Origin of the sequence: Arthrobacter sp. C2 (genome assembly GCA_024207135.1) — a bacterium.
In the GTDB taxonomy this organism is placed as follows: domain Bacteria; phylum Actinomycetota; class Actinomycetes; order Actinomycetales; family Micrococcaceae; genus Paeniglutamicibacter.
The window spans coordinates 985,289-1,008,762 of sequence record CP042428.1; the positions used below are offsets into that span (position 1 = coordinate 985,289).

At 68.0% G+C, this 23,474-nt stretch carries 25 protein-coding genes; 13 read left to right on the top strand and 12 right to left on the bottom strand.

The annotated features are described in order from the left end of the window. Positions 1-73 precede the first annotated feature (73 nt). Both FPY90_RS04570 and FPY90_RS04575 read left to right on the top strand, forming a co-directional pair. The gene (locus tag FPY90_RS04570; RefSeq protein WP_498684071.1) at positions 74-1,036 is read left to right on the top strand and encodes an NAD(P)-dependent alcohol dehydrogenase; all 963 of its coding nucleotides are present in this window, start codon (positions 74-76) and stop codon (positions 1,034-1,036) included. Positions 1,037-1,116: 80 nt separating this feature from the next. Next, the gene (locus tag FPY90_RS04575) at positions 1,117-2,034 is read left to right on the top strand and encodes a DUF4389 domain-containing protein (RefSeq protein ID WP_498684072.1); all 918 of its coding nucleotides are present in this window, start codon (positions 1,117-1,119) and stop codon (positions 2,032-2,034) included. A 13-nt stretch (positions 2,035-2,047) separates the two neighbouring features. On the opposite strand, the gene FPY90_RS04580 is transcribed toward FPY90_RS04575, so the two are convergent. Next, positions 2,048-2,191, bottom strand: coding sequence for a hypothetical protein (locus tag FPY90_RS04580; RefSeq protein WP_286135414.1), 144 nt, complete (start codon positions 2,189-2,191; stop codon positions 2,048-2,050). Positions 2,192-2,360: 169 nt separating this feature from the next. On the opposite strand from FPY90_RS04580, the gene FPY90_RS04585 reads away from it, so the two are divergent. The 3 genes from FPY90_RS04585 (at position 2,361) to FPY90_RS04595 (ending at position 6,820) form a co-directional block, all read left to right on the top strand. Continuing rightward, positions 2,361-3,596 (top strand): MFS transporter, encoded by a 1,236-nt coding sequence (locus FPY90_RS04585; RefSeq protein ID WP_498684074.1) that lies wholly within the window; start codon positions 2,361-2,363, stop codon positions 3,594-3,596. A 112-nt stretch (positions 3,597-3,708) separates the two neighbouring features. After that, positions 3,709-5,073: an MFS transporter gene (locus tag FPY90_RS04590; protein ID WP_498684075.1), complete on the top strand. Its 1,365-nt coding sequence runs from the start codon at positions 3,709-3,711 to the stop codon at positions 5,071-5,073. Positions 5,074-5,194: 121 nt separating this feature from the next. Beyond that, complete coding sequence (locus tag FPY90_RS04595) at positions 5,195-6,820, top strand: peptide chain release factor 3 (RefSeq protein ID WP_498684077.1); 1,626 nt, start codon at positions 5,195-5,197, stop codon at positions 6,818-6,820. Positions 6,821-6,841: 21 nt separating this feature from the next. Here the strand turns inward: FPY90_RS04595 and FPY90_RS04600 are convergent, their stop codons facing one another. Genes FPY90_RS04600 through FPY90_RS04610 form a run of 3 tightly spaced genes read right to left on the bottom strand, consistent with a single transcriptional unit; the run spans position 6,842 to position 11,340 of the window. Next, positions 6,842-7,942: a flavin reductase family protein gene (locus FPY90_RS04600; RefSeq protein WP_498684078.1), complete on the bottom strand. Its 1,101-nt coding sequence runs from the start codon at positions 7,940-7,942 to the stop codon at positions 6,842-6,844. After that, entirely contained in the window at positions 7,939-9,243 is a 1,305-nt protein-coding gene (locus tag FPY90_RS04605; RefSeq protein WP_498684080.1) for an aromatic ring-hydroxylating oxygenase subunit alpha, read from the bottom strand. The genes FPY90_RS04600 and FPY90_RS04605 overlap by 4 nt, the downstream gene beginning before the upstream one ends. 54 nt (positions 9,244-9,297) lie before the next feature. Next, a complete protein-coding gene (locus FPY90_RS04610; protein WP_498684083.1) occupies positions 9,298-11,340 on the bottom strand; it encodes an oxidoreductase in 2,043 nt (680 codons plus the stop codon). Positions 11,341-11,459: 119 nt separating this feature from the next. On the opposite strand from FPY90_RS04610, the gene FPY90_RS04615 reads away from it, so the two are divergent. Then, entirely contained in the window at positions 11,460-12,374 is a 915-nt protein-coding gene (locus tag FPY90_RS04615) for a LysR family transcriptional regulator (protein WP_498684084.1), read from the top strand. Here FPY90_RS04615 and FPY90_RS04620 read toward each other — a convergent pair. Further along, the gene (locus FPY90_RS04620; RefSeq protein ID WP_498684086.1) at positions 12,371-12,958 is read right to left on the bottom strand and encodes a helix-turn-helix domain-containing protein; all 588 of its coding nucleotides are present in this window, start codon (positions 12,956-12,958) and stop codon (positions 12,371-12,373) included. The genes FPY90_RS04615 and FPY90_RS04620 overlap by 4 nt on opposite strands. Positions 12,959-13,005: 47 nt before the next feature. On the opposite strand from FPY90_RS04620, the gene FPY90_RS04625 reads away from it, so the two are divergent. Beyond that, a complete protein-coding gene (locus tag FPY90_RS04625; protein ID WP_498684087.1) occupies positions 13,006-13,881 on the top strand; it encodes a class I SAM-dependent methyltransferase in 876 nt (291 codons plus the stop codon). A gap of 74 nt (positions 13,882-13,955) precedes the next feature. On the opposite strand, the gene FPY90_RS04630 is transcribed toward FPY90_RS04625, so the two are convergent. Both FPY90_RS04630 and FPY90_RS04635 read right to left on the bottom strand, forming a co-directional pair. Further along, on the bottom strand, positions 13,956-14,510 hold the full coding sequence (locus tag FPY90_RS04630; protein ID WP_498684089.1) for an isochorismatase family protein: 555 nt from the start codon (positions 14,508-14,510) through the stop codon (positions 13,956-13,958). A 112-nt stretch (positions 14,511-14,622) separates the two neighbouring features. After that, positions 14,623-15,198, bottom strand: a complete 576-nt coding sequence (locus tag FPY90_RS04635) for a helix-turn-helix domain-containing protein (RefSeq protein WP_498684090.1) — start codon at positions 15,196-15,198, stop codon at positions 14,623-14,625. A 64-nt stretch (positions 15,199-15,262) separates the two neighbouring features. Between FPY90_RS04635 and FPY90_RS04640 the strand changes: the two genes are divergently transcribed. Further along, a complete protein-coding gene (locus FPY90_RS04640) occupies positions 15,263-15,949 on the top strand; it encodes an AzlC family ABC transporter permease (protein ID WP_498684091.1) in 687 nt (228 codons plus the stop codon). Further along, on the top strand, positions 15,946-16,266 hold the full coding sequence (locus FPY90_RS04645; protein ID WP_498684092.1) for an AzlD domain-containing protein: 321 nt from the start codon (positions 15,946-15,948) through the stop codon (positions 16,264-16,266). Before FPY90_RS04640 ends, FPY90_RS04645 begins: the two co-directional genes overlap by 4 nt. Positions 16,267-16,278: 12 nt before the next feature. Here the strand turns inward: FPY90_RS04645 and FPY90_RS04650 are convergent, their stop codons facing one another. Beyond that, positions 16,279-17,019, bottom strand: coding sequence for an alpha/beta fold hydrolase (locus FPY90_RS04650; RefSeq protein ID WP_498684094.1), 741 nt, complete (start codon positions 17,017-17,019; stop codon positions 16,279-16,281). Positions 17,020-17,058: 39 nt separating this feature from the next. After that, positions 17,059-17,523: a hypothetical protein gene (locus FPY90_RS04655; RefSeq protein ID WP_498684096.1), complete on the bottom strand. Its 465-nt coding sequence runs from the start codon at positions 17,521-17,523 to the stop codon at positions 17,059-17,061. Between the two features lie 494 nt (positions 17,524-18,017). Here FPY90_RS04655 and FPY90_RS04660 point away from each other — a divergent pair, with 494 nt between their 5' ends. Together FPY90_RS04660 and FPY90_RS04665 are read left to right on the top strand one after the other, a co-directional pair. Continuing rightward, positions 18,018-18,863, top strand: coding sequence for a hypothetical protein (locus FPY90_RS04660; RefSeq protein WP_498684099.1), 846 nt, complete (start codon positions 18,018-18,020; stop codon positions 18,861-18,863). Between the two features lie 35 nt (positions 18,864-18,898). Further along, positions 18,899-19,300 (top strand): hypothetical protein, encoded by a 402-nt coding sequence (locus tag FPY90_RS04665; protein WP_498684101.1) that lies wholly within the window; start codon positions 18,899-18,901, stop codon positions 19,298-19,300. Between the two features lie 597 nt (positions 19,301-19,897). Here FPY90_RS04665 and FPY90_RS04670 read toward each other — a convergent pair. The 3 genes from FPY90_RS04670 to FPY90_RS04680 all read right to left on the bottom strand — a co-directional run bounded on the left by FPY90_RS04670 (position 19,898) and on the right by FPY90_RS04680 (position 22,339). Beyond that, positions 19,898-20,239 (bottom strand): DUF5655 domain-containing protein, encoded by a 342-nt coding sequence (locus FPY90_RS04670; protein WP_498684103.1) that lies wholly within the window; start codon positions 20,237-20,239, stop codon positions 19,898-19,900. Positions 20,240-20,294: 55 nt separating this feature from the next. Then, positions 20,295-21,365 carry a 2,3-butanediol dehydrogenase gene (locus FPY90_RS04675; protein WP_498684105.1) on the bottom strand — a complete coding sequence of 357 codons (1,071 nt, stop codon included), beginning with the start codon at positions 21,363-21,365 and terminating at the stop codon, positions 20,295-20,297. Positions 21,366-22,030: 665 nt separating this feature from the next. Further along, positions 22,031-22,339, bottom strand: coding sequence for a helix-turn-helix transcriptional regulator (locus FPY90_RS04680; RefSeq protein WP_498684106.1), 309 nt, complete (start codon positions 22,337-22,339; stop codon positions 22,031-22,033). Positions 22,340-22,560: 221 nt separating this feature from the next. Between FPY90_RS04680 and FPY90_RS04685 the strand changes: the two genes are divergently transcribed. After that, entirely contained in the window at positions 22,561-22,893 is a 333-nt protein-coding gene (locus tag FPY90_RS04685; protein WP_498684107.1) for a DUF4389 domain-containing protein, read from the top strand. A gap of 29 nt (positions 22,894-22,922) precedes the next feature. After that, on the top strand, positions 22,923-23,279 hold the full coding sequence (locus FPY90_RS04690) for a DUF4389 domain-containing protein (protein WP_498684109.1): 357 nt from the start codon (positions 22,923-22,925) through the stop codon (positions 23,277-23,279). Positions 23,280-23,474 lie beyond the last annotated feature (195 nt).

The window sequence follows — 23,474 nt, forward strand, 5'->3', positions numbered from 1 at the left end:
CGCCATGAACGGCGAAGGGCAAGTACCACCGCAGGCATCCGAGGCGACGGGCGGGACGGAGCCCCAAGCAACAATGCGGGCCGTCATCCAGGACCGGTACGGGGACGCGAAGGTCCTCCATTCGGCAGACATCCCCGTACCCGTTCCGCGGGACAACGAGGTGCTCGTGCGGGTCCATGCCGCCGGCTTGGACCGCGGCACCTGGCACCTGATGACCGGCACCCCGCTGCTGGCACGCCTGGCCGTGGGCCTGCGCAGGCCCAGGAACCCGGTGCCGGGCCTTGACCTGGCCGGCACGGTGGCCGCGGTCGGAGCGACCATCACCCGCTTCGCCGTCGGGGATGCGGTCTATGGCTTCGGGCGCGCAACGTTCGCCGAATATGCGGTGGCCAAGGAAGACCGGCTGGCCCTCAAGCCTGCAAGCCTCGACTTCCGCCAGGCCGCCGTGGTCCCGGTGTCGGGTGCCACCGCGCTCCAGGCCCTGCGCCTGGGCCGTGTCGCCGCGGGCCAGCGCGTCCTGGTCACCGGCGCCTCGGGCGGGGTGGGAAGCTATGCGGTCCAGCTGGCCAAGGCGCTTGGCGCCGAGGTCACCGGCGTGGCCTCCACCGCGAAGCAGGACCTCGTCCTGGCCCTGGGGGCCGAGCACTCGGTGGACTACACGCGCCAGGATTTTACCGAGTTTTCGCAGCGCTACGACCTGATCGTTGACACCGGAGGAAACCCGAGCCTGCGCCGGCTGCGCAGGGCGCTGACAGCCACGGGCACCGCGGTGGTTGTCGGCGGCGAGGGCGCCGGAAAGTGGCTGGGCATGAACCGCCAGTTCAGGGCCGTGGCGCTCTCGCCATTCATCCGCCAGCGCCTGGTGATGCTGGCCTCCGCCCAGCGCGCCACCGACCTGGAGGAGCTGTCCCCGTTCCTGGAATCGGGCGCGGTGCGCCCGCACCTCGAAGTGTCTTACCCGCTGGAACGGGCACGGGCGGCCATGGAACACCTCGTGGCCGGCAAGGCCCGGGGCAAGATCTCCATCACCAACTAAGGCACGCCAACCCACCTTCGTTCCCGCCCGCGGAATTCCGCGTCCCCCGTCTCAGCACCGCTTCGTGAAAGCCGAACACCATGACCACCCAGCCAGCATCCGCACCCCAGGCCCCTTCCACCGGACACATGTCCGGACTCCACATGGCCCTGCTCGTCATCGGGGTGCTGCTCACCGTAGCATCCCTCGGTTCAATCGCCGTCCCGGGCTTCCCAGACACCGGCCCGGAATTCGCGGCCCTGGCCGCCGGGACGGCACTGGGCCTCCTGGCCATCCTCGTGGGGGCCGCCGGACTGGGCCGCAGCATCGCCGCCGGCGCCCCGCAGGTCAACGAAACATCCGCGGCGCTGCCCACGGAAGTCTCCGGGCAACTGGACCCGGGGCTCTCGCGCTGGAAGTGGCTGGTCAAGTGGTTCCTGGCCATCCCGCACGTGGTGGTGCTGGCGCTGCTGTGGGTTGCGTTCCCGGTGGTGACGTTCGCCGCCGGCCTGGTGATCCTGCTGACCGGGAAGTATCCGGCTTCCTGGTTCCAGTTCTCCGTCGGGGTGCTGCGCTGGAACTGGCGGGTTTCCTTCTACGCCTACGGCGTGCTGGGCACCGACGCCTACCCGCCCTTCACCCTGGCCCGCGGCACCTACCCCGCCCGCTTCGACGTCGCCTACCCGGAGCGGCTCTCGCACTGGCAGGTGCTGGTGAAATCCTGGCTGTTCGCGCTGCCGCACCTGCTCATCGTGGCCGCAATGACCGGAGGCACCTGGGCCGACGATTCCTGGTCAAACGAGACCCGGGGCATTTCACTGGCCGCCGCGCTGGTGCTCATCGCCGCGGTGATCCTGCTGTTCACCGGTGTGTACCGCCAGGGAATCTTCAACCTGCTGGTGGGGCTGAACCGCTGGGCGCTGCGCACCGCGGCGTACACGGCCCTGATGACCGATGCGTATCCACCCTTCCGCCTGGACCAGGGTGCCGTGGAACCGGTGCCCGCGCCGCGCGCCTGAGGTGCGGGCGCGGCTACGCGCGCCCGGCGGCCCGGCGGGAACGCCGGGAGAGCGAGTCGATGACCACGGCCAGCAGCAGCACCGCCCCGGTGATCATGTAGCGCAAGGAGGAATCCAGGTTCACCAGGGTCAGCCCGGAGGAGATCGACTGAATCACCAGACAGTTGTTCCCTGACACGTGCGGAAGCGTTCGGGGCCAGACCCCAGCCACGCCACATGGCAGACAACGGGGGTCACGCGGTGCCGGAGCCAGAGGGCAGTTGTGAAACACTGGTCTTCGACCCGGAGCCAACCCGGAAACCACATCTTGACATCAGGAGAGCCGAATGCAGGCACGCGCCGGGCGCCCCGGGAAGTTGCTGCTGGCAGCCCTGCTGGCCGCGGTGGCCGCCGGCCCGATCCTGAACTACGGGCTGAGCGCCATCAGCGACCTGGTGATCACCGACCTGGGCATCACCGAGGCGCAATTCGGCCTGCTGGCCACCGTCTGCTTCGCCGCGGGGGCCGTGGGCAACGCGGCCTTCGGCCGCTTCACGGACCGCCAGCCCGACACCCGGCTGCTGGTGCTGGTCTTCGCCCTGGCCGCCGCGGCCCTGGCCCTGGCCGCGATCCCCGGAGGCTACGTGCTGCTGCTGGTCGCCGCGGGCCTCTCCGGGCTCGCCCAGTCCTTCCCCAACGGGGTCACCAACCGCATCCTGGCCCAACGCGTCCCGGAGGACAAGCGCATCGGCTGGATCGGCATCAAGCAATCCGGCGTCCAGGTCAGCCAGCTGGTGGCCTCCCTGGCCTTCCCGGCCCTGGCCGCCTGGATCGGATGGCACGGGGCCAACGCCGTGGGCGCCGTGGTGGCCGGGGCGCTGGGCGTGGTCGCGGTGCGCGTGGTCGCCTCGGTGCCGCTGCTGCCCCAGGCCCCCGTCCGCATCGGCCCGCTTCCGGCGGGGTCCGCCCCGGTCCCGGCGCCGCCGCCGAACACCAGGTTCCTGATCTACGCTCTGGCCACCTTCGGCTTCGTCAACGGCATGGGCGTGCAGGCCACCAACGTTTACCTGTCCCTGTATGCGGTGCGCGAACTGGATTTCAGCCTGGTGCTGGGCGGCCTGGCGGCAGCGGCCGCCGGAGCGATCGGCGTGGCGGCCCGCGTGGGCTGGGGCAAGATGATGTCCGGCGGCATGGCCGCTCCCCCGCTGTTGCTGCTGCTGGCGACCCTCGCACTCGCCGGGGCCGGGGTGTTCCTGGCCGCCGGGGCCACCGGTTCCGCCGCTCTGCTCTGGTGCGCCGTGGCCCTGCACGGGGCCTCGGCCCTGGGGGTCTCGGTCGTGCTGATGGCGGCGGTGGTGCGCAGCGTCCCGGCCTCCACCATCGGCATGGCCACCGGAATGGTCACCGCCGGGCAATTCGGCGGATTCACCGTCGGCCCCCTGGCCATGGGCGCGCTGATCGGCTCCCCCGGCGGATTCGCGCTGGGCTGGGGCGCGGTGGCCTGGACCTACGCGCTGTGCGTGGCGCTCGCCGGATACCTGGTGCTGCGTCGGCGCCGCAAGGACCGGGAAGCGGCAGGTTAAGCCTGTTTTCCCTCGCCCCGGGTGCGGTGGAAGACCTACAATGTGGGCATCGGGCGAACTGCACTGCGGCCGGCCGGCCCCGGGCTCCTCGCCTCCGGAGGAAGGAATTCCCATGGGCAGCACAGCATCGACCTCCCGGCGGATGAGCCCCGAACAGCGCAGGGTGGCAGGGGCCACCATGATCGGCACGACGGTCGAGTGGTACGACTATTTCATCTATGCCAACGCCGCCGCCCTGGTCCTGGCACCGCTGTTCTTCTCGGAGCTCGAGGGCACGGTGGCCTCGGTGGTCTCCTTTGCCACCGTGGGCATCAGCTTCCTGTTCCGGCCCTTCGGGGCCGTGGTGATGGGCCGGGTCGGGGACCGCTACGGGCGCCGGGTGGTGCTGATCATCACCCTGATCCTGATGGGCGCGGGCACCACCCTGATCGGCGTGCTGCCGACCTACGCCACCATCGGGGTGTGGGCACCGATCCTGCTGGTGCTGCTGCGCGTGATCCAGGGCTTCTCCGCCGGCGGGGAGTGGGGCGGTGCTGCGCTGATGGCCGTTGAACACGCACCTGCCGACCGCCGCGGCAGGTTCGGGGCCTTCCCGCAGCTGGGCGTTCCCGCCGGGATGCTGCTGGCCGCCGGGGTCACCGCCATCTTCGCCGCGGCACTGACCGAGGAACAGTTCCTGGCCTGGGGCTGGCGGGTGCCGTTCCTGCTGAGCTTCGTGCTGATCCTGGTCGGCCACTACATCCGCACCCGGGTCGAGGAGTCCCCGGTCTTCCACGAGCTGGAGGCCACGAAGCAGACCGAGACGGCCCCGCTGGCCACCCTCTTCCGCCACCACCCCGGCAAGGTCGTCCAGGCAACATTCATCTTCATGGGCAACAACGCCGCCGGCTACATGCTCACCGGCGGCTTCATCCTCGGCTACGCCACCAAGCGCCTGGGCCTGGACGCCGGCACCCTCCTGAACATCATCACCATCGGATCGGTGGCCTGGCTGGCTTCCACCTGGGTCTCCGGGGTGCTCTCGGACCGCATCGGCCGGCGCAAGATGTACATCATCGGCTGGATCGCCATGCTCATCTGGCTGTACCCGCTGTTCCTGCTCATCGACACCGGGAAGATGCCGCTGGTGGTCATCGCCCTGGTCGTTTTCGGCGCGGTGATGGGGCTGTCCTACGGCCCGCTGCCGGCCCTGTACGCCGAGCTGTTCCCCGCCCGCATCCGGCTCAGCGGCTCCTCCATCAGCTACGCCCTGGGCGCGGTGCTCGGCGGGGCCTTTGCTCCCACCATCGCCACCGCCCTGGTGGGAGCCTTCAACTCCACGATCGCGGTGTCGACCTACCTGTTCCTGCTCGTCGCGGTCTCGCTGGTCGCCACGATCACCCTCAAGGACCGCACCGGCACCAACCTCTACCTGCCGGACGAGGAAATCAAGCCCCTGAAAACCGACGAAACCCCCGGTCCCATGTACGACCCCTGAGTGCCCCGGGGGATTCCACCGGCCGCCGCGAGGCCTGTTCCCGGCACAGGTTCGGGCCCGGGCAGTCCACGGCCAAGCCTCCTGGCTTAGCGCAACCCTCGCGCGAGTGTAGATTCTAGGGATGGTTCCCAGCACTTTCACTGATTTCGATTCCCCACCCAACACCGACGGCAATGACGTGTTCCACCAGGCCCGCAGGCGCCGGACCTTTGCCATCATTGCGCACCCGGACGCCGGCAAGTCGACGTTGACCGAGGCGTTGGCCCTGCATGCGCGGGTCATCACGGAGGCAGGTGTGACGCACGGCAAGCAGGGACGCGCGGCAAGCATGTCCGACTGGGGCACCATGGAACGCGAACGCGGCATCTCCATCAGCTCCACCGCGTTGCGGTTCGAACACGGCAACGTGATTTTCAACCTGCTCGACACCCCGGGGCACGCGGACTTCTCCGAGGACACCTACCGCGTGCTGACGGCCGTGGACTGCGCCATCATGCTTGTCGATTCCTCACGGGGAATGGAAACCCAGACCCTGAAGCTCTTTGCCGTCTGCAAGGAACTCGGGCTGCCGGTAATCACCGTGTTCAACAAATGGGACCGGCCCGGACAGGAAACGCTGCAGCTGCTCGATGAGGTCCAGGAAGCCACCGGCCGCATGCCGGTGCCCTTGAACTGGCCCGTGGGCATCGCGGGCGACTTCCGTGGCCTGTACAACCCTGAAAGCGGAACCTACACGCGCTTGTCTCGCACCAATGCGGGCGCCAGTCTCGCACAGGCCGACGAGCTGAGCCCCGAGGAAGCCGCCCTGGACGCCGGAGACGCGTGGGATGCCGCCCGCGAAGACTGCGACATTGCTCTCTCCCTCAATGGCGGCTTCGACAGGGAAGATTTCTTGGCCGGCCGGTCCACGCCGGTGCTTTTCGCTGCCGCCGCATCAAACTTCGGGGTCGCCCCGCTCTTGGATTTCCTGGTGGACCGGGCGCCCGCGCCGGGTCCGCGCCCGGATTCGTCCGGCACCCTGCGTCCCCTCGATTCGGATTTCTCCGGATTCGTCTTCAAGATGCAGTCGGGGATGAACCCAGCCCACCACGACAAGCTCGCCTTTATCCGGGTGTGCTCCGGGACGTTCCGACGGGGCATGGCCCTGCTCAACGAATCCACGGCAAAGCCCGTCTCCTCCAAGTACACCCACCACATGAGCGGCAGGGACCGCGATTCAGCGGATGAATCGTGGCCCGGAGACGTGGTGGGCTTCAGCAACGCCAGCGGATTGCGGATCGGCGACACGGTGCATGCCGGTTCGGCAGTTTCCTTTCCGCGCTTGCCGCACTTCAACGCCGAGCACTTCCGCGTGGTGCGCAGCCTGGATGCAGGCCGTTCCAAGGCCTTCGCCCGGGGAATCTCCCACCTGGAAGAAGAAGGCACCATCCAGGTTCTCTACCGCGGCTTCGGGACGAGCCAGTCGCCGATCTTCGCGGCGGTTGGAGTCCTGCAGTTCGAGGTGGCCCTGGATCGCTTGAAGCGCGAGTTCGGCGCCCCGGCCGCAATCGACGAGACGTTGCCCTACGAAATGGCCAGGGACCTGTTCGGCCCGGAGCCGGAAAAGACCGCCAAGGCCGCCGCCATCGAGGTCGTCTACCGGTCGAACGGGAATCCCGTGGGGCTCTTCAGGAACCAGTGGAAGCTCGGTCGCACCATGACCGACAGCCCCGAGCTCTTCGGCATCACCGACGACGAAGCCAAATAGCAGGGGCAGTTGCGAAGCCGGCTAGGCGTCGATCACCAGGTCGCCGGTCGGCTTCGAGCAGCAGATCAGGATCTTGCCCGCGGCGATTTCCCGGGGCCTGATCCCGCCGGCGTGGTTCATCTCCACCGTGCCCCCAAGCAGGGTGGACTTGCAGGTGCCGCACATCCCCAGTGTGCACGAGGAGGGCAGGGGGATGCCCGCGGCCAGCGCGGCGTCGAGGATGAACCCGTCCGCGGCGCAGTCGATGGTGCGCCCGCTTTGCACGAACTCGACGCTGAACACCTGTGCGCCGGCCGCGGCGGCGGTCGACAGCGGCGCCCCGGAGGATGCCGCCGGGGCGTGGTCGGCGATGTCGAAGCTTTCCACCGTGAGCGCCGAGGCGTCGCAGCCCGCAGCTTCCAGCATCCCGCGGACCGCCTCCAGGTATTCCGGCGGGCCGCAGGCGAAGACCTCGCGCCCGCGCACATCGGGCACCAGTTCGAGCAGCAGCTCCGCATCCAGCCGCCCCGGCGCGCGCGGGGCGCCCAGGGTGGGGATGGAGCCGGTGCTGAGGATCGTTTCCACGCGGATGCCGCTGGCCTCCGGGATCGAGCGCAGCTCGCGGTGGAAGATGACCTCGGCCGGGCCGTGCGCGCTGTAGAGCAGCACCGCGTCCACCGGGGCGCCGGAATCCAGCAGGGCCCGGGTGATGGACATCAGCGGGGTGATCCCCGAGCCCGCCGCCAGGAACAGGTAGCCGGGCGCAGTGTCCGGCAGCCCGCCGGCGAGCGCGGGCGGGGTGAAGCCGCCCAGCGGACCGTGGGCCTCGATGACCGTGCCGGGGGCCAGCGAGTCGTGCAGCCAGCTCGAGGCCGGTCCCCCGGGCAGGGCCTTGACCGTGATCTCCAGCCCGTCCCGCGGGATGGAGCTGATGGTGTAGCAGCGCGCCAGCTGCCCGTGGGGCGTGTCCAGCGAGAACGTGAGGTACTGCCCCGGCAGCCAGCCGAAGCCCTCCCCAGCCTCGGGCTCGAAGGTGAAGGTCCTGGCCTCCGCGGTCTCCTGGCGGACGGCCGTGCAGCGCAGGGTTCGGTCGGCGGGTGCCGCCGGCAGGGAAGCCGGCAGGACCTGGAGTTCCTGCGTCATGGCTGCACCTCCATGCCCATGCCGAGGCCAGCGCGCAGGCGGTCGATGTACCAGGAAATGAAGTCCTCGACCTGGTATTCGTTCGGGGCGTAGGGCCCCTGGAGGTAGGCGGGGCTGGTGACCCCGAGCTGGGCTCGCTGGACGAAGCTGCAGTCCTGCTCGTTGGTGCGTTGCCACACCCGTTTCAGTGCCTCCAGGTCGTAGTCTTCCCCCTCCACCGCGTCCTCGTGGACCAGCCAGGTGGTGCGCAGCAGCGTCTTGTCCGGGGAAAGCGGCAGCACCGAGAAGGTAACCGCGTGGTCGGAGAGCACGTGGAACCAGGCGTTGGGCTGCAGGTGCATGGACAGCCGCCCGAGCCTGGGCTCGGTGAGCTCCCCCAGCAGCTTGCGGCACAGCAGGCTCCCGTCGGGGCTGAAGGACTCGCCCGCCCCGTCCATGGGTTCGCGCTGGATCCGGAATCCGGTGCCCGGGGCGCGCAGCTCCTGGATCTGCGCGTAGGGAAGGTTGTGTGCCTCGCTGCGCCGGTGCAGGTCGGCCTCCGCGGCGAGGTAGCGGTCGTAGGCGGGACGCAGCCGCGGCGGCAGCCCGTCCGGGTCGTATCCGTAGGTGGGGAACAGCGAGCAGGAGAGTTCGGGGTGCCCGTCGCAGTGGTAGCACTCCCGGTTGTTCTCCATCACCAGCTTCCAGTTCCCGTGCTCCACCAGGTCCTCTTGCGCGGCGACCTTGGTGCGGCGCAGCTGGTGCGGGGCCAGGTAGGGCTCGATCCGGCCCGCATAGGTGGCGAAGTCTTCCGGCGGGTCGGTGGAGAGGCAGATGAACACCAGCCCGGCCACGGACTGCACGGCCACCTTGCGCAGCCCGAAACGGGTTTTGTCGAAGTCGGCGGGCTGGGAGTCGGCGTGCAGCAGGGCCCCGTCGGATCCGTAGGTCCAGTGGTGGTAGCCGCAGACCAGGTTGCCGACGGAGCCGGACGGGTCGGAAAGGATCCTGGCCCCGCGGTGCCGGCAGACGTTGTGCAGCGCGGAGATTTCCTCGTCGTCGTCGCGCAGCAGGATCACCGAGTGCGGGCCCACCGAGATGGTGAGGTAGTCCCCCGGTTCGGGGATCTCGGCGTCGGTGGCCACGAAGATCCAGTGCTTGGCGAAGATCTCGGAGATGTCCATCTCAAGTACCTCGGGCGAGGTGTAGAACGGGGCCTCGAGGCTCAGCCCCGGGATCCGCCGGGCAACCAGTTCGGTGATCCCGGCGGAGGGGGTGTGCGAGGGCGGCAGGTGGTGGACCGGTGTCGTGGTCGTGGTCATGGCGGTTCCTTTCGTGGTGAGGTGGCTGGGTCTGGGCAAAGCGAGCGGGTCTATTTACATGGGCAGGCACAATCGCAGGGCGTCGTAGATGGCCGCGTGGATGTTCCGGCTGGCCACCGCGTCGCCGACGCGGTAGAGCGCGAAGCGGCCCTGCGGGTTCTTCCCGGCGGGCTGCGGGGTCTCGGCCAGCAGCGCCGGGTAGTCGATTTCCCCGGCGTTGGTCGAATCGGGCAGCAGCTCGAAGTACAGCTCGGTGTTGGGCAGGGTGCCGTGCTCGGTGACCACCAGGTCCACGGTGCGGGTGGTTTCGAGGCCCGAGTATTCGCTGTAGAGCACCGCGGTGAATTTTCCGTCCGGCTCGCGCACGACCGAGCGCAGCCGGTGCGCCAGGGTGGTGGCGACCCCGTGTTCGGAGAAGGCCCGCAGGTAGGCCGGGGAGTTCATGGCCCCGACATCGGGGGCGAGCATGCGCTCGGGGGTGACGATTTCCACCTTCGCTCCGGCGGCCGCGAGTTTCTCGGCGGCGTCCATGCCCGGCTCTGCCCCGTTGTCGTCATAGACCAGCACTGTTTCGGGGACGGAGGCCAGGTGCCCGAGCACGTCCCAGCAATCGGCGGTCAGGTCCCCGCCTCGGGTGAGGAAGTCGTGGTTGGGCATCCCGCCGGTGGCCACCAGGACCACGTCCGGGTTTTCGGCCAGCACGGTGTCGGCCTCGGCGTAGACCCCGTAGCGGATCTCGACCCCGGCCAGCAGCGCCTCGGAGACGCGCCAGTCGATGATGCCCAGCAGGTCCCGCCGCCGGGGCGTGGAGGCGGCGATGAGCACCTGCCCGCCGGGGGCGTCCGCGGCCTCGAACACCACGACCCGGTGCCCGCGTTCGCCCAGCACGCGGGCGCATTCCAGGCCGGCCGGCCCGGCGCCGATGACCACGGCGACCTTCGAGGGTGCGGCGGCCGGCGGCACGGTGTGCGGCAGCTTCAGCTCGCGCCCGGTGGCGGGGTTGTGGATGCACTTGGCATCCCCGGAGGCGTAGATGGAATCCAGGCAGTAGTTCGCCCCCACGCAGGGCCGGATCCGTTCCTCCTGCCCGGCGGCCAGCTTGGCGACCAGGTGCGGGTCGGCGATCTGGGCCCGGGTCATCCCGACCAGGTCCAGCAGCCCGTGGGAGACTGCGTGGCGGGCGGTGGCGATGTCGGCGATCTTCGAGGCGTGCATGACCGGGATCCCGGCCTCGGCCCTGATGGATGCGGCGAAGTCCAGGAACGGGGCGGAAGCCGAACCCATGGACGGGATCACCTTGGCCAGGGCGGCGTCGGATTCGATGGACCCCTTGATCACGGACAGGAAGTCGATGCCGGCCTCGACGTAGCGGTGCAGCGCGGCCATGGCCTCGGTGCGTCCCAGCCCGTGCTCCTTGTCCTCGTCCATGGACATGCGGATGCCCAGGATGAACTCCGGGCCCACGGCCTCGCGCACGGCGCGGATCACCAGCAGCGGGAAGGCGATGCGGTTCTCGAAGCTGCCGCCCCAGGCGTCGGTGCGGTCGTTGGTGGCCGGGGACAGGAAGGCATCCATGAAGTGCCCGTAGGACTGGATCTCGACCCCGTCCATGCCGGCGTCCCGGCAGCGCACCGCAGCGGCGGCGTAGTCGGCGGCGATCCGGTGCAGGTCCCATTCCTCGGCGACCTTGGGGAAAGCGCGGTGGGCCGGCTCGCGCATGGCCGAGGGGTACGGGACCGGGAGCCAGTCCCCGGCGTAGTTGCTGGTGCGCCGGCCCAGGTGGGTGATCTGGCACATCACCGCGGCCCCCGCCTCGTGGATTTCGGCGGTGAGCTTGCGCAGCCAGGCGGAGATCTCGTCGCGGTGCAGTTGGAGGTTCCCGAAGGAGGGCGGGCTGTCGGGGGAAACCACCGCGGATCCGCCGATCATCAGCAGTGCCGCACCGCCCTTGGCGCGCTCCACGTGGTAGGCCCGGTAGCGGTCGGTCGGCATCGAGTTCTCCGCGTAGGCCGGCTCGTGCGAGGTGCTCACGATCCGGTTGCGCAGCACCAGGTGCCGCAGCGCAAACGGCTCGAGCAGCGGGTCCGTGAGTTTCATGCGCCAGGCCCTTTCGTTCACCGGGTGCCCGGTCCCGGGGACCCGTTGCCTCAAGTGTGGACCGGGCCATTGCTGAAGACCAGCAAACGGAATCGCACAATAACGTGTAATCTTCGTGCATGATCGATCCGAGGCTCCACGTGCTGCGCATGCTTGCCGCCCACGGGACCGTCACCGCCACCGCCAAGGCCCTGCACTTCACGCCCTCGGCCGTCTCCCACCAGCTGCGCACCCTGGCCGAGGACCTCGACGTGGTGCTGCTGGTCCCGCAGGGACGCGGGGTCCGGCTGACCCCGGCGGCGCGCATCCTGCTCAGCCACGTCGATGCGCTGTTCTCCAGCTGGGAACACATCCGCGGGCTGCTGGCCGCCGAATCCGGCAGCTATGCGGGCTCGCTGCGGATCTGCGGTTTCTCCACCGCGGCCGCGGCCCTGCTGCCGGCGGTGGTCACGGCGCTGCGGGCCAGCCGGCCGGCATTGGAGGTGCGGATCATCGAGGCGGACCCGGCGGAATGCCTGGACCTGTTGCTGGCGGACGACGCCGACCTGGCAGTGATCGTTTCCACCGAGGCCGCCCCGTCGAGTGCCGACAGCCGCTTCGAAACCCACTTCCTGCTCGACGACCCGCTGGAGTTGCTGGTTCCGGCCGGCCATCCGCTGGCTTCCCGGCCCGACGTGGGACTCGGGGAAACCGCGGACCAGCAGTGGATCGTGGACCGGCTCGGCCGCCCGCACCGGCAACTGGTGTTCAACTCCTGCGCGGAAGCGGGCTTCACCCCGACGGTGGCCCACGAGGCGGCGGAATGGGACACCGCCGCGGCACTGGTGGCGGCCGGGTTCGGGGTCTGCCTGGTCCCGCGGCTGGCACGGCTTCCCTCCGGCTACCCGATCGTGCGGGTGCCGCTGCGCGGGGATCCCGCCCCCTCGAGGCACATCCGCACCGTGGTGCGCCGCGGCAGCGACTCCCAGCCGGTGCTGGCCGAGGCCCTGGAGGTGCTCACGCGCACCGCGGCCGCAGTCCCCGGCCTGGCTTAGTCCGAAGCGTGGTCGTGGTGCATGTGGGCCCGCTCCCCTCCGTGGTCGAAGATCGTCAGGATCTCCACCGGGCCCTCGTGCGCCCCGATGCGGTGCGGGACCATGGTGGAGAATTCGGCGGCTTGTCCCTCGTGGACCAGAATGGCGCGCTCCCCCAGCACCAGTGAGACGGTGCCGGACAGGACGGTGAACCATTCGCGGCCCGGGTGCACGGACAGCCCGATGTCCTTCAGGGACCGCTCCGGGGTGATGCGCATCTTGGCCACCGTGGTCCCGTTGGCCAAGTGTTCGCGCGAGAGCAGCCAGGTGGTGAGCCCGGGTTGGTGTTCGGGCTGGGGCCGGATCACCACGTCCTCGTCGCTGGTCGGCTCGACCAGCTGGTCAAGAGTGGTGCCCAGCGCCTTGGCCAGCGGTACGAGTTGGTCAAGCGCGATCCTGCGGTGTCCGGTCTCGATGCGACTGAGCGTGGAGGGGCTCAGGAAGCAGCGGGCCGCCAGGGAATCCAGCGACCAGCCCTTGGCCAGCCGCAGTCCCTTGAGGCGTTGGCGGATCACGGTGTCCATGGAAATATCTTCTTGCGTCATACGCAAGAGTGTATGCCAATCGCGCATTCGCTGGTTAGGCTGGAACCATGACGACACAGCATTCCCCGGAACACGGCCACCACCATGGCGGGAACCACGGCAACCACCACGACCACCAGCACTCGGACGAACAGGGCATGGCGGAAATGCTCGACCTGGACGCCCAGCTGCTCAGGGACCACCTAAAGGAGATCTTTGCCTGGACCGCCGGGCACCAGCCAGGCCCGAGCACCATCCTGGACCTGGGCGCCGGCACGGGCACCGGTACGCTCGGACTGGCGCGCACCTTCCCCGAGGCCGGGGTTGTTGCCCTGGACCAGTCCGAGTTCATGCTCGGGCGCCTGGCGGGGAAGGCGAAGTCGCTTGGGCTGGAGGAGCGGGTCTCGACCCTTCAGGTGGACCTGGACGCGGCGTGGCCGGAACTGACGGACATCGACCTGGTGTGGGCAGCATCCTCCATGCACCACATGAGCGAGCCGGCCAGCGTGTACGAGCGGATCGCCGGCACGCTGTCGGCCGACGGGCTGCTGGTGGTCGTGGAGATGGACGCCTTCCCCCGCTACCTGCCCCGGGACCTGGGGTTCGGCGCCCCGGGCCTGGAGGAACGCTGCCATGCGGCGGCGGGCAGCGCCAAGTGGAACGCCCACCCGGACTGGGCCGGCCCGATCCGGGAGGCTGGGATGGAGGTCGTCGACCAGCGAACCTTCGGCTACGCGATCGAAGAAGACCAGAAGTTGGTGGCGCGCGCCGCCCACCGGTGGCTGTCCCGGATGCGCGACTCCCTCAAGGACGACTTGGAGACGGCGGACCTCCACGCCCTGGAAGTGCTGCTGGATGACAGGGACCCGCGCTCGGTGCTCGCCCGCACCGACCTGTCGATGCGCGGCAGCCGCACGGTGTGGGCCGCACGAATCGCCAGGTAGGAACGACTCGCAGGGCTCCCGGGCTCGCTATCCACCGGGATCCCCGTCGCTTCGGGTCCAGCGGTTGGGGACGGTCAGGACCGGAAGTCGACCTCCTGAGTGGAGACTACGGCTGCGGTGCGGCCGGGGGCTCCCTGGAACTGCCAGTAGAGGTTGATGTGGGAGATCGCGACCTCGGGCGCCGGCGCTCCCCATTCGGTCATGTCGCTGGTGGTGTGTGCGTCCGAAACCAGGGTGACGTCGTAGCCTCGGGTGAAGGCGCCGTGGACCGTGGAGCGGATGCACGCATCCGACTCGGCACCCGAGACGAACAGCCGGCCGACGCCGGCCGAGGCGAGCACTTCTTCCAGGTTGGTGCCCTCGAAGGAATCCCCGTAGATCTTCTGGACGACCGGGTCTTCGGCGGCGGGCGAGAGCTCCGGGACGATTTCCCAGTCGGCACTGCCCACTTCCATTTCCTCGTCGGAGTGCTGCACCCACACCACCGGCGCACCGGACTCCCTGGCCCGCTTCACGAGTTCATTGATGTTGCCGATGGTTTCCTCACGCCGATAGGCGTCTGCCACGACATTGTTCTGGACGTCGATCACCATCAGTGCGGTGCGGTCCCGGTCCGAGAATGTGCTCATGATCGTCTCCCCCTTGAAGGATGTGCCGGTGCTTTTCCACGAACCAACCTACGCCGATGCACCCGCGATTTGGAATGGCCGGCGCGGGGCAGCTTAACTCGCCTCCGGGGCGCTACCGGGTCTCGACAACAAAGACCGCGAACGTTCCCTTTTCGAGAGCCTCGAAGTCGTGGGCTTGGTCGCCGGGGTAGCTCATGTAGTCGCCCGGGCCGAGTTCCGTGGCGTTGCCGGCGACGGTGTTCGTGGCCCGGCCCGCGGACAGGATGATGTGCTCGACGGTGCCCGGGGCGTGCGGCTCGGAATGCTTGACGGCTCCGGGCTCGGCGGTGATCAGGTAGATGTCCCGGCGTGCGTTCGGCGGGCTGGGTGCCAGGAGTGCGGCCGCGTAGTCTGCGGATCCCGAGGCCAGGCGCGGGCCCTCGCCGGCCCGGATAACGGTCACTTCGGGGCGGGGCGGATCGAGCAACACGGAGAGCGGGACACCGAATGCGGTGCTCAGGGCCCACATGGTTTCCACGCTGGGATTGCCCGCGCCCGATTCCAGCTGCGAGAGCGTGGACTTGCCGATGCCCGCGCGCCGCGCCACCTCCGAGAGGCTCAGGCCCGCGCGCTCGCGTTCCCGGCGCAGCGCGACGGCCACGCGTTCCATGGGCAGGGATGATTCGGGGTTGGACGTGGTCTTGGCCATGCGATCATCATAGCGGCCACTTGTTCACCTTGACGAACGACAGGCTTGTCGCCACACTGAACCCATGCGTTCTATATTTCGAACAATCGGACGGTCTACCGTCCACGAGTCGGTGATGGTCTCGCTGTCGGTCGGAGTCGTCGGCATTTCCTATGGCGCCCTGGGCCGGGAGACGGGGCTGGACTTCTGGCAGGTGGTCCTGCTGGCCGGCACGGTGCTGGGCGCGGCCTCGGAGTTGCTGTTCATCAATGTCATCGGGAACGGCGGATCGCCCGTTGTTGCCGTCTTGGCCGGACTCATGGTCAACTCGCGGAACCTCGCCTATGCCGTGGGAGCCGGCAAGTTCCTGCGCTCCGGGTGGCGGACCGTCCTGGGGGCACACCTGGTCAACGACGAATCGGTGGCCATGGCCCTGGGCAGGGAAGAAAAGGAAAAACAGCGGGCCACCTTTTGGCTGGTCGGCCTGGGAATCCTTGTGGCCTGGCCGGGAGGCGCAGCACTCGGCGCGTGGCTGGGCTCCGTGGTCTCCCCCACGGCGCTTGGCCTGGACGCCGCATTCCCCGCGCTGCTGCTGTGCATGGCGGCCAAGCCGCTGCGCAACAAGACCACCTTGCTGGCCGCGATCATCGGGGCGATCTTCACCCTGGCGGCTTCCCCGTTTGTTCCCGCGGGCCTGGCCCCGGTCATGGCACTGCTCGGGGTGGCGGTCGTGTACCTGGCCAGCAAGCGCCGGACGCGGGTTTCGGCATGAGTGTCCAGGTGTTCCTGTGGTGCATGCTCGCGCTGGCCGGCGGAACCTACGCCATGCGGCTGGGCGGGGTCCTGCTGCGTTCCAGGTTCCAGTTGTCGCAGGAAACGGAAAACTGGATCGATCGCTGCGTCATTGCCCTGCTGATCGGCGTCGTGGTGACGTCGCTGGGGATTGCCGGCCAGGACTTCGGCGGCTTCGCCCGCGTTGCCGGGATCGGGGCGGCGGGAATCGCCGTGGTGCTCCGGGCACCCCTGGTAGTGGTCCTGCTGACCGCGGTGCTGGTCACCGGCGGCCTGCGCCTGCTCGGCGTCCCCTGAGGCATCCAGGGCTCAGGGGCGTGAAAGCCATGCCAAGGCGCGGGCGTTGAACCAGTCCGGGCGCTGCAACGGGATCCCGTGCCCACAGCCTGGAACCAATTCGAGTTCACTGCCGGGCAGCTCCGCATGGATGGCCAGGGCAGAGTCCCGCATCACGGCACGCTCACGTGCCCCGGCTAGCACGATGGCCCTGCCGGGAAAATCCGAGAACTTTTCCGGCAGCATAAAGCGCAGGTTTGCCTCCACCGCGGCGAGCAGCGTTTCCCTGCCGATGCCCGCGCTGGTGGCAATATATGCCTCCATCAGGTCCTCCGGGATGAACAGTTCCCTGGCCTGCAGCCGGGCAAACCAGCGCCTGCGGGCCAGCGGGGCGGCCAGCCCGAGAAGTGCGAGCGTGGGTGTGACCAGGGGCAGCGGCTTGGCCTGGGCACTTACCACCATGACCCGGTCCACCAGTTCCGGGTGCATTGCTGCCAGTTCGATGGCCAGCTGCGCACCCAGGGAGAAACCGATGACGGCCACCGGGCGCTTGTTCCCTGTGACGAGCATGTTGGCCAGCGCCTCGATGGTGGCAGCGTGGGACACGTAAGGCTCGGAGGAGCTTTCGCCGTGTCCGGGCAGGTCTGGCACCAGGACCCGGTGCCTGGTTTCCAGGCTCCGGCACAGCGATGTCCACATCCACCCGGCAACTCCCCCGCCATGGAGAAGCAGCACCGGCTTGCCCGTTGCGGGACCAAAACTGTTGGTGATCATCCAGGCAACCCTATCGGCAGGACGCCGAGGATTCCGTGCTCAGGGTTTGTGTGCCAACTCCGCAATGGCCCCGAAGCTGGCCTGCAGGATCTTATCCACCACCGCTGGCGGGTACCCCAGCAGTCCCAAAACCGTCTTGTAGCGGGTGATGTTCCCGCTTTTCCATTGCTCGGCCACTTCGGCCGGGGTGAGTTCCGGCTTCCAGCGGCCCAACGTGGCGAGGGCTTCTTCGGGGCTGGTGGTACCGGCAACCAGCCCGTCGAGCAGCTTCTGGAAATCCGGGACGCGTTTGCGCCGGGCCTCGACCCCCGAGGTGTACACGCTGATCAAAGACACCAGCAGCCCCACCACACCCACCAGGAATCCTGCCACCTCAAGGAATTCCGCGTGATGATCGCCATCCGACTCGCCACCGGGATTCCTGTCGAACGGTGCCGCGGCGGCCGCGAATGGCCCGGCCACCGCGGCGAGATCCGGCGTCAGCTCATCCTCGAACGTGCCCATGTCTTATCCCCGTTTCCCGAAACTTCCGATGTGCAGCCACTTGGCGCGGAGTCTAGCAACGAATCCGGCCCCGGGACATGGCACGCAACCCGCCCGTGGGCGGAACACCGTCGCGCGGTGTCCCACCCATGGGCGGCCATTGGTCATTTGGTCTTCGCTCAGCAGGGCTTCGGGCTCTTGCCGCCGGGTGCGTAGCAACGCAGCCCGGTGTAGTCCGGGGCATCCACCGGGACGGCATCTTAGATGCGTATTGAGGCCCGCCACGGCTTCCTCAGCCCTGGCCGGCACGGCGCAGGCGACCTCGGCCCCATAGAGCCCCGCGCCCTGCTCCGGTGCCAGCTGCTCGGCGGACCGGCGGTGGTCCACGCGGCGCCGCGCAGGCCGCTCTTCACACGCGCCACACCTAGGCGGGCCTTTCGGCAACCCCTGCCCAGGTCTCCTAAACATCGGCTGACCAGACCCGTCGCCTCTGAATGGACCAGTAGGCTGGAACCATGACTTCTTCCCTTGACGCAGCCAAGAAGAGCCCCCGTGCCCGCATCGTGACCGCCCTGGTCAGTGGTGCGGCCAGCGGGGCCCTGACGCTCATCGATCCCGCCCGTTTCAAGTCCTGCACCCGCAGGAGCCTGGTCGGAGGGTCCGGGGCCGCCTATGCGGCAGTGGCATGGGTCGGAAGCTCTGGCAGCGCGGAATACAAGCCCGGCAACGTGCTGCGCGGATCTCTTTCCCTGGGCCTGGGTGCGCTGGGGGCCATCGCCACGCACTACAGCTTCGCCCTGGACAGCAAGATCCACCAGGGACTGCTGCGCCGCGGCATCGGCAACCCGCGCCCGCTCATGGCCGTGGGCTCCGGCATCCTCACCGCGGCCCTGGTGCTGCTCGAGGCGCCGGGGCGGGAGGCCGAGCCCCTCGACTACGACGCCGACGCCGGGCCCGCGGAACGCGAGATCAGCGTGGAGCTTCGCGAGGTTCTCACCGGAATGCTGGGCGCCACCGAAGACTTCGGCGCCGCCCAGCTGCGCGAGCAATTGGCCGGAGCCAGGGAGCAGTACTGGGCCGGCCCCGAAGAGTTCACCTGTTCCCTGTCCTTCGTGGTGCCCCAGGACGCGGATCGCACCGTGCCGCGCAATTTCATCTTCCCGGTGCACGCGGATTTCACCACCCCGGACGGGCATCCGATGCGCGTGAGCCTGCAGGTGCATGACGGCACGCTCGACACCCTGCTCATCGACGTGCAGCATGAGCAACTGGTCACGGCCAACACCGACGACGACGATCCGTTCGAATCGATTACCGGGTGGCCGCTGGCTTCCGAGGTCGTTTTCACTCCCGAGGCCTAGCGACAGGCGGCATGCCCGGGGCGTACCGTGGGCCCATGACCCGCTTCGCGATCGACCCGCCCGCACTGCTGGCCATCGTGCGGGCGGACACCACGGTGCACCCGGACCACAGGCTTGTCGCACCCCACGCGGTCCGCACCGCCGCACTCGGGCTGCTCTTGGCCGAGGTGAGGGCGGGGACGCTGGACGAAGCCGAGGCGCTGGCCTTGCACGAGGCCATGACCGCGGTGAAGATCCGAACCCTGGGCGACAGGGTCTCGCGGGGCACGGCCTGGAAGCTGGCGCGGACGCATGGGTGGGATTCGCTCGGGGATGCCGAGTACCTCGCGGTCGGCGTGCTGCAAGCTGACGCCTTGGTGGCGCTGGAGCCGCGGCTCGCCGCGCAGGCTGCTGGCGTATTGCCGCTGGCTCCGTTCCCCGCGCTCTTCTCCGGCTGAACCACTCCGCCCACGGATCACACGCACGATTCACGGGTGGATTGCAGCAAATTCCCACCCATCAACGGCACCGCTCCGTCGGCGACCCCCGGAACAGTTCCAGCAGGTTGTTGCCGCCGGGCGGAACCACTACTGGATCGATGGACACCTTTCCCTGCACCCCAATGGCGGATCGCACAAGGCACTGCTGATCCGCGCTTGGGTGCACGCGAATTTCACCGGGGACACGGTCGAAGGCAGCGTGGCCTACGACCTGGCTCCGGCGTCCACGGAAGACCCCGCGAGCGACGTCCTCCCATTGGCGGGTCCAACTGCCATTCGCCACGGACCGCCCCATGGGTCCGTCCCGCACCACCATGGGCACATGAAGCGATTCGTGATCGACCCGGCGGCGCTGTTGCATCTTGCCAACAATGAATACCAGCCGAATCCGGACCAACAACGCGTCGCACCGAACTCGATCCGTTCCGCGGCCCTGGACCTGTTGTTGCAGGCCGATGCGCTCGTGGCGCTCGACCCGGAACTCGCCGCGAGGTCGGAGGGAATCGTGCCACTGGCCTCGATCTCCTGGCCACATGGTGCGCCGGCCCCGCGGCCTCAGGCGGTGAGGTCGTATGCTTCGCGGATCCAGCCGAGCAGCTCCGAATCGAGCGCCGCGGCGTCCAGCAGGATGATCTCGTTGTGCCACCGGTTCGCGGAAACACGCCCGGCACGGAACACCCGCGGGGATTCGAGCTGCCGGGTGAGAACGATGTTGACCAGGATCCCGCCGCGGCGGGGATGGATGCCAAGAAAGGCGCGCCCACGCGCCACATGGAACGAGGAGGCGTTCTCCTGGATCTCGCATCCCGGCAATGCGGAGATCCGTTCCATGAGCACGTCGTAGATGGTGGATGAGGTCGGGTCGCCGGTCATGCGTTCCCTTGCAGTGCGGGCCATCCAGCCATCATACGACCGCATCCCCGAAGTCACGATCGTCTCCGACCGAGGCGGCTCAGATCCCCTTGCCGCTGGGCGAGACGAGGATCTTTACGGCCGTCTCGTTGTGGTTGATCAGCGTGTCGAAGCCCTTGTCGATCAGGTTCTCCAGGGCGATCTTCCCGGTGATGAAGGGCTTGAGGTCGATCTTGCCGCTGCCGACCAGCTCGATGACCTCGGCGTGGTCGCGCACGTAGGCGATGGTGCCGCGCACGTCGATTTCCTTGAGCACGATCTTCTGCATGTCCACCGTCGCCGGGTGGCCCCAGATGGAGACGTTGACCAGCACACCGGTGGACTTAAGGGCATCGAGCAGGGTGTCGAGCACCGCGTTGACCCCGGCGCATTCGAAGGCCACGTCGACCCCGAGGCCGTTGGTGATCTCCAGGACCCGGGCCTTGACGTCCTCGGTGCTCGGATCCAGCACGTGGTCGGCGACCCCGCTGTCGCGGGCCTTGTCCTTGCGCGCAGCCGAAAGCTCGCTGACGATCACCGTCACGCCCATGCCCTTGAGCACCGCTGCGGTCAGCAGGCCGATGGGCCCGGCGCCGCCCACGAGCGCGACCTGGCCCTGGTGCACGCCGCTGCGCACCACCGCGTGGTGCCCCACCGACAGGGGCTCGATCAGCGCCGCCTCATCCAGCGGGATATCCCCGATGGGGTGGACCCAACGCGCGTCGACGACGATCTTCTCGCCCAGTCCCCCGCCGCCGCCGGCCAGCCCGATGAAGCCCATCTTGACGCACAGGTGGTAGTTTCCCGCCTGGCAGGAGGCACATTGCCCGCAGGTGAAGTACGGCTCGACCACGACGTTTTGGCCCACGGCAAGGTCCATCACGCCCTCGCCCAGCGCGGTGATGGTTCCGGAGAATTCGTGCCCCAGGGTCACCGGGGCTTCCTCGTGGGACAGCGGGTGCGGGTGGCCCGGGGAGGGGATGAAGATGGGGCCCTCGAGGTACTCGTGCAGGTCGGTGCCGCAGATGCCGCACCATGCGACGTCGATGGCCACCGCACCGGGGCGGAGCTCGGGCTCGGGGATCTCTTCGATGCGGATGTCTTTTTGTGCGTAGAAGCGTGCAGCTTTCACGGCGAATCCTTTCTCGAACGACCGGACGCGGGGCACGCGCCCGTACGGACACCACGCAGGCGAAGTGGATGATCCGTGCATGGAATCCGTTCGTTCTCGACGCTACATCCGAGCAACCTCCGATGGCTAGATTGGGCCGAAGATCCCTCGGTGGACAGCCGGAAGAAAGATCGAGGCAAGCCCAACCTTGCGGTGGAGTCCGGAGTCGAGGCTTTCCCTCGAGGCACCCAAACACCATGAAGTCCATCCATGGACGTTCCCGGCAAACAGCCATTGACAGACGATCACCTCGGCCGTTACCATTCCCCATGTGCGGCTTCGACTCGCGCAGGGAACCTGTAGGGCCGCCGAGTCCGAGCCACGAACAGCCGTGCCATATGGACAGCAGAGGAATCCCGCGCCATTCCGCTGTCCCAGCAGAACGTGCCTGCTGAACTTCTCTGCTCAAAACGATCATCCGCTTCAACGATTTGCTTCAGGGGAAGCTCCACACCCAAGGAATCTTTGAGTTGGACCTCCACTGGGCAAGGAAGCACCATCCCACGAGTCTTGCCAACCTCTGCGGGATGCTTCGTGAAGGGTCTCCACGTGGCGTGGAAACGCACTGCGCAGTGCAGTTGATTTGGGTTTGCGCGGTCGAATGCTGGCGCAGCCGGCCTCCCGTTTCAATCCCGACGAAGGAGCACGTCGAGGATCTCTCCGACCGCAACCTCATCCAGCCCTTCCCTGCGCATCGGCTGGTTCGGATGCAGCTCGTAAAGGTTTCGGCTTCCGACGCGGCTGCGGGTCAGGTAGCCGCCCTCCACCAAATCCGACACGAGCCGGTGCGCTGCCCGCTCCTGGACTCCTACGCATTCGGCGATCTCGCGGATACGGATTCCTGGATGCCTGGCGACACAATAAAGCGCATGCATGTGGTTTGTCAGAAATCCCCATTCACTCATAATGCTCACTATACCTGTTTTAAATGACATGTATTCCTTGACATGTCATCTGCATCAGCTTATCGTTGCTTGTGTCGGCCGGACGGACCCGCTGCCGGCACGATTCCGGGATCTCTCCGGAGTCGCAGACGAACGATGACCGTCGGACCTGGACGTCCGCGTCGGCTTCATGGCGGAGGTTCCGCCCGCAGCCACGACGCCCGAATCACTGCGTTTGAGAGCTGGCATCACCGCTCATGGAAGGAATTCTCATGGAGCGCCAGCCCACGTACCCGCTTGTCCTGGAAAGCGAAGCATCCTCCCAACTGAGCCGCTGGCTCTGGCTCGTCAAATGGGTCCTGGTGGTCCCTCACGTCATTGTGCTGCTCTTCCTATGGATCGCCTTCTTCGCGCTCTCCGTGGTCGCGTTCTTCGCGATCCTGTTCACCGCCCGCTACCCGCGGGCAATCTTCGACTTCAACACCGGCGTACTGCGCTGGACGTGGAGGGTCGGATACTACTCATATAGTGCGCTCGGCACGGACAAATACCCCCCCCATTCACCCTGGCCGACGATCCCGATTACCCGGCTCGGCTGCGGGTAGAGTATCCGCAGCAACTCTCACGCGGGCTCGTGCTGGTGAAGTGGTGGCTGCTGGCACTGCCGCATTACCTCATCATCGGCGTATTCACCGGTGCCGCTTTCGCCGGCTACAGCCAGGTGCGCGACAACGATGCATGGGCATACGGAAGCGGCCTTATCGGACTGCTGGTATGCATCGCCGGCCTCGTCCTGCTGTTCACCGGACGCTACCCCCGCGGCGTCTTCGACCTCGTCATGGGCATGAACCGCTGGGTGTTTCGCGTTGGCGCATATGCCGCCCTGATGACCGACCAATACCCGCCCTTGCGCCTTGATCTCGGCGGCCATGAGCCTCCCGCACTCGGCGCCCACATCAAGTTCGGACCGGATCCTCTCCCGGCGAGCTAAAAACCCCGACCGGTCTCCACGGCGCGCCTTCCAGCCTGACGCCGTGGCGCCGCCAGGCACCACTGTTCATCCACTACACCGCAACATCCTGCCTCCGGCACGACTTCCACCGACCCACCCACGGCCCACCCCATTTCCAGGGAGCACAACATGGCCACCAACGCCCACACCCACACAACATCCACACGACCCGCA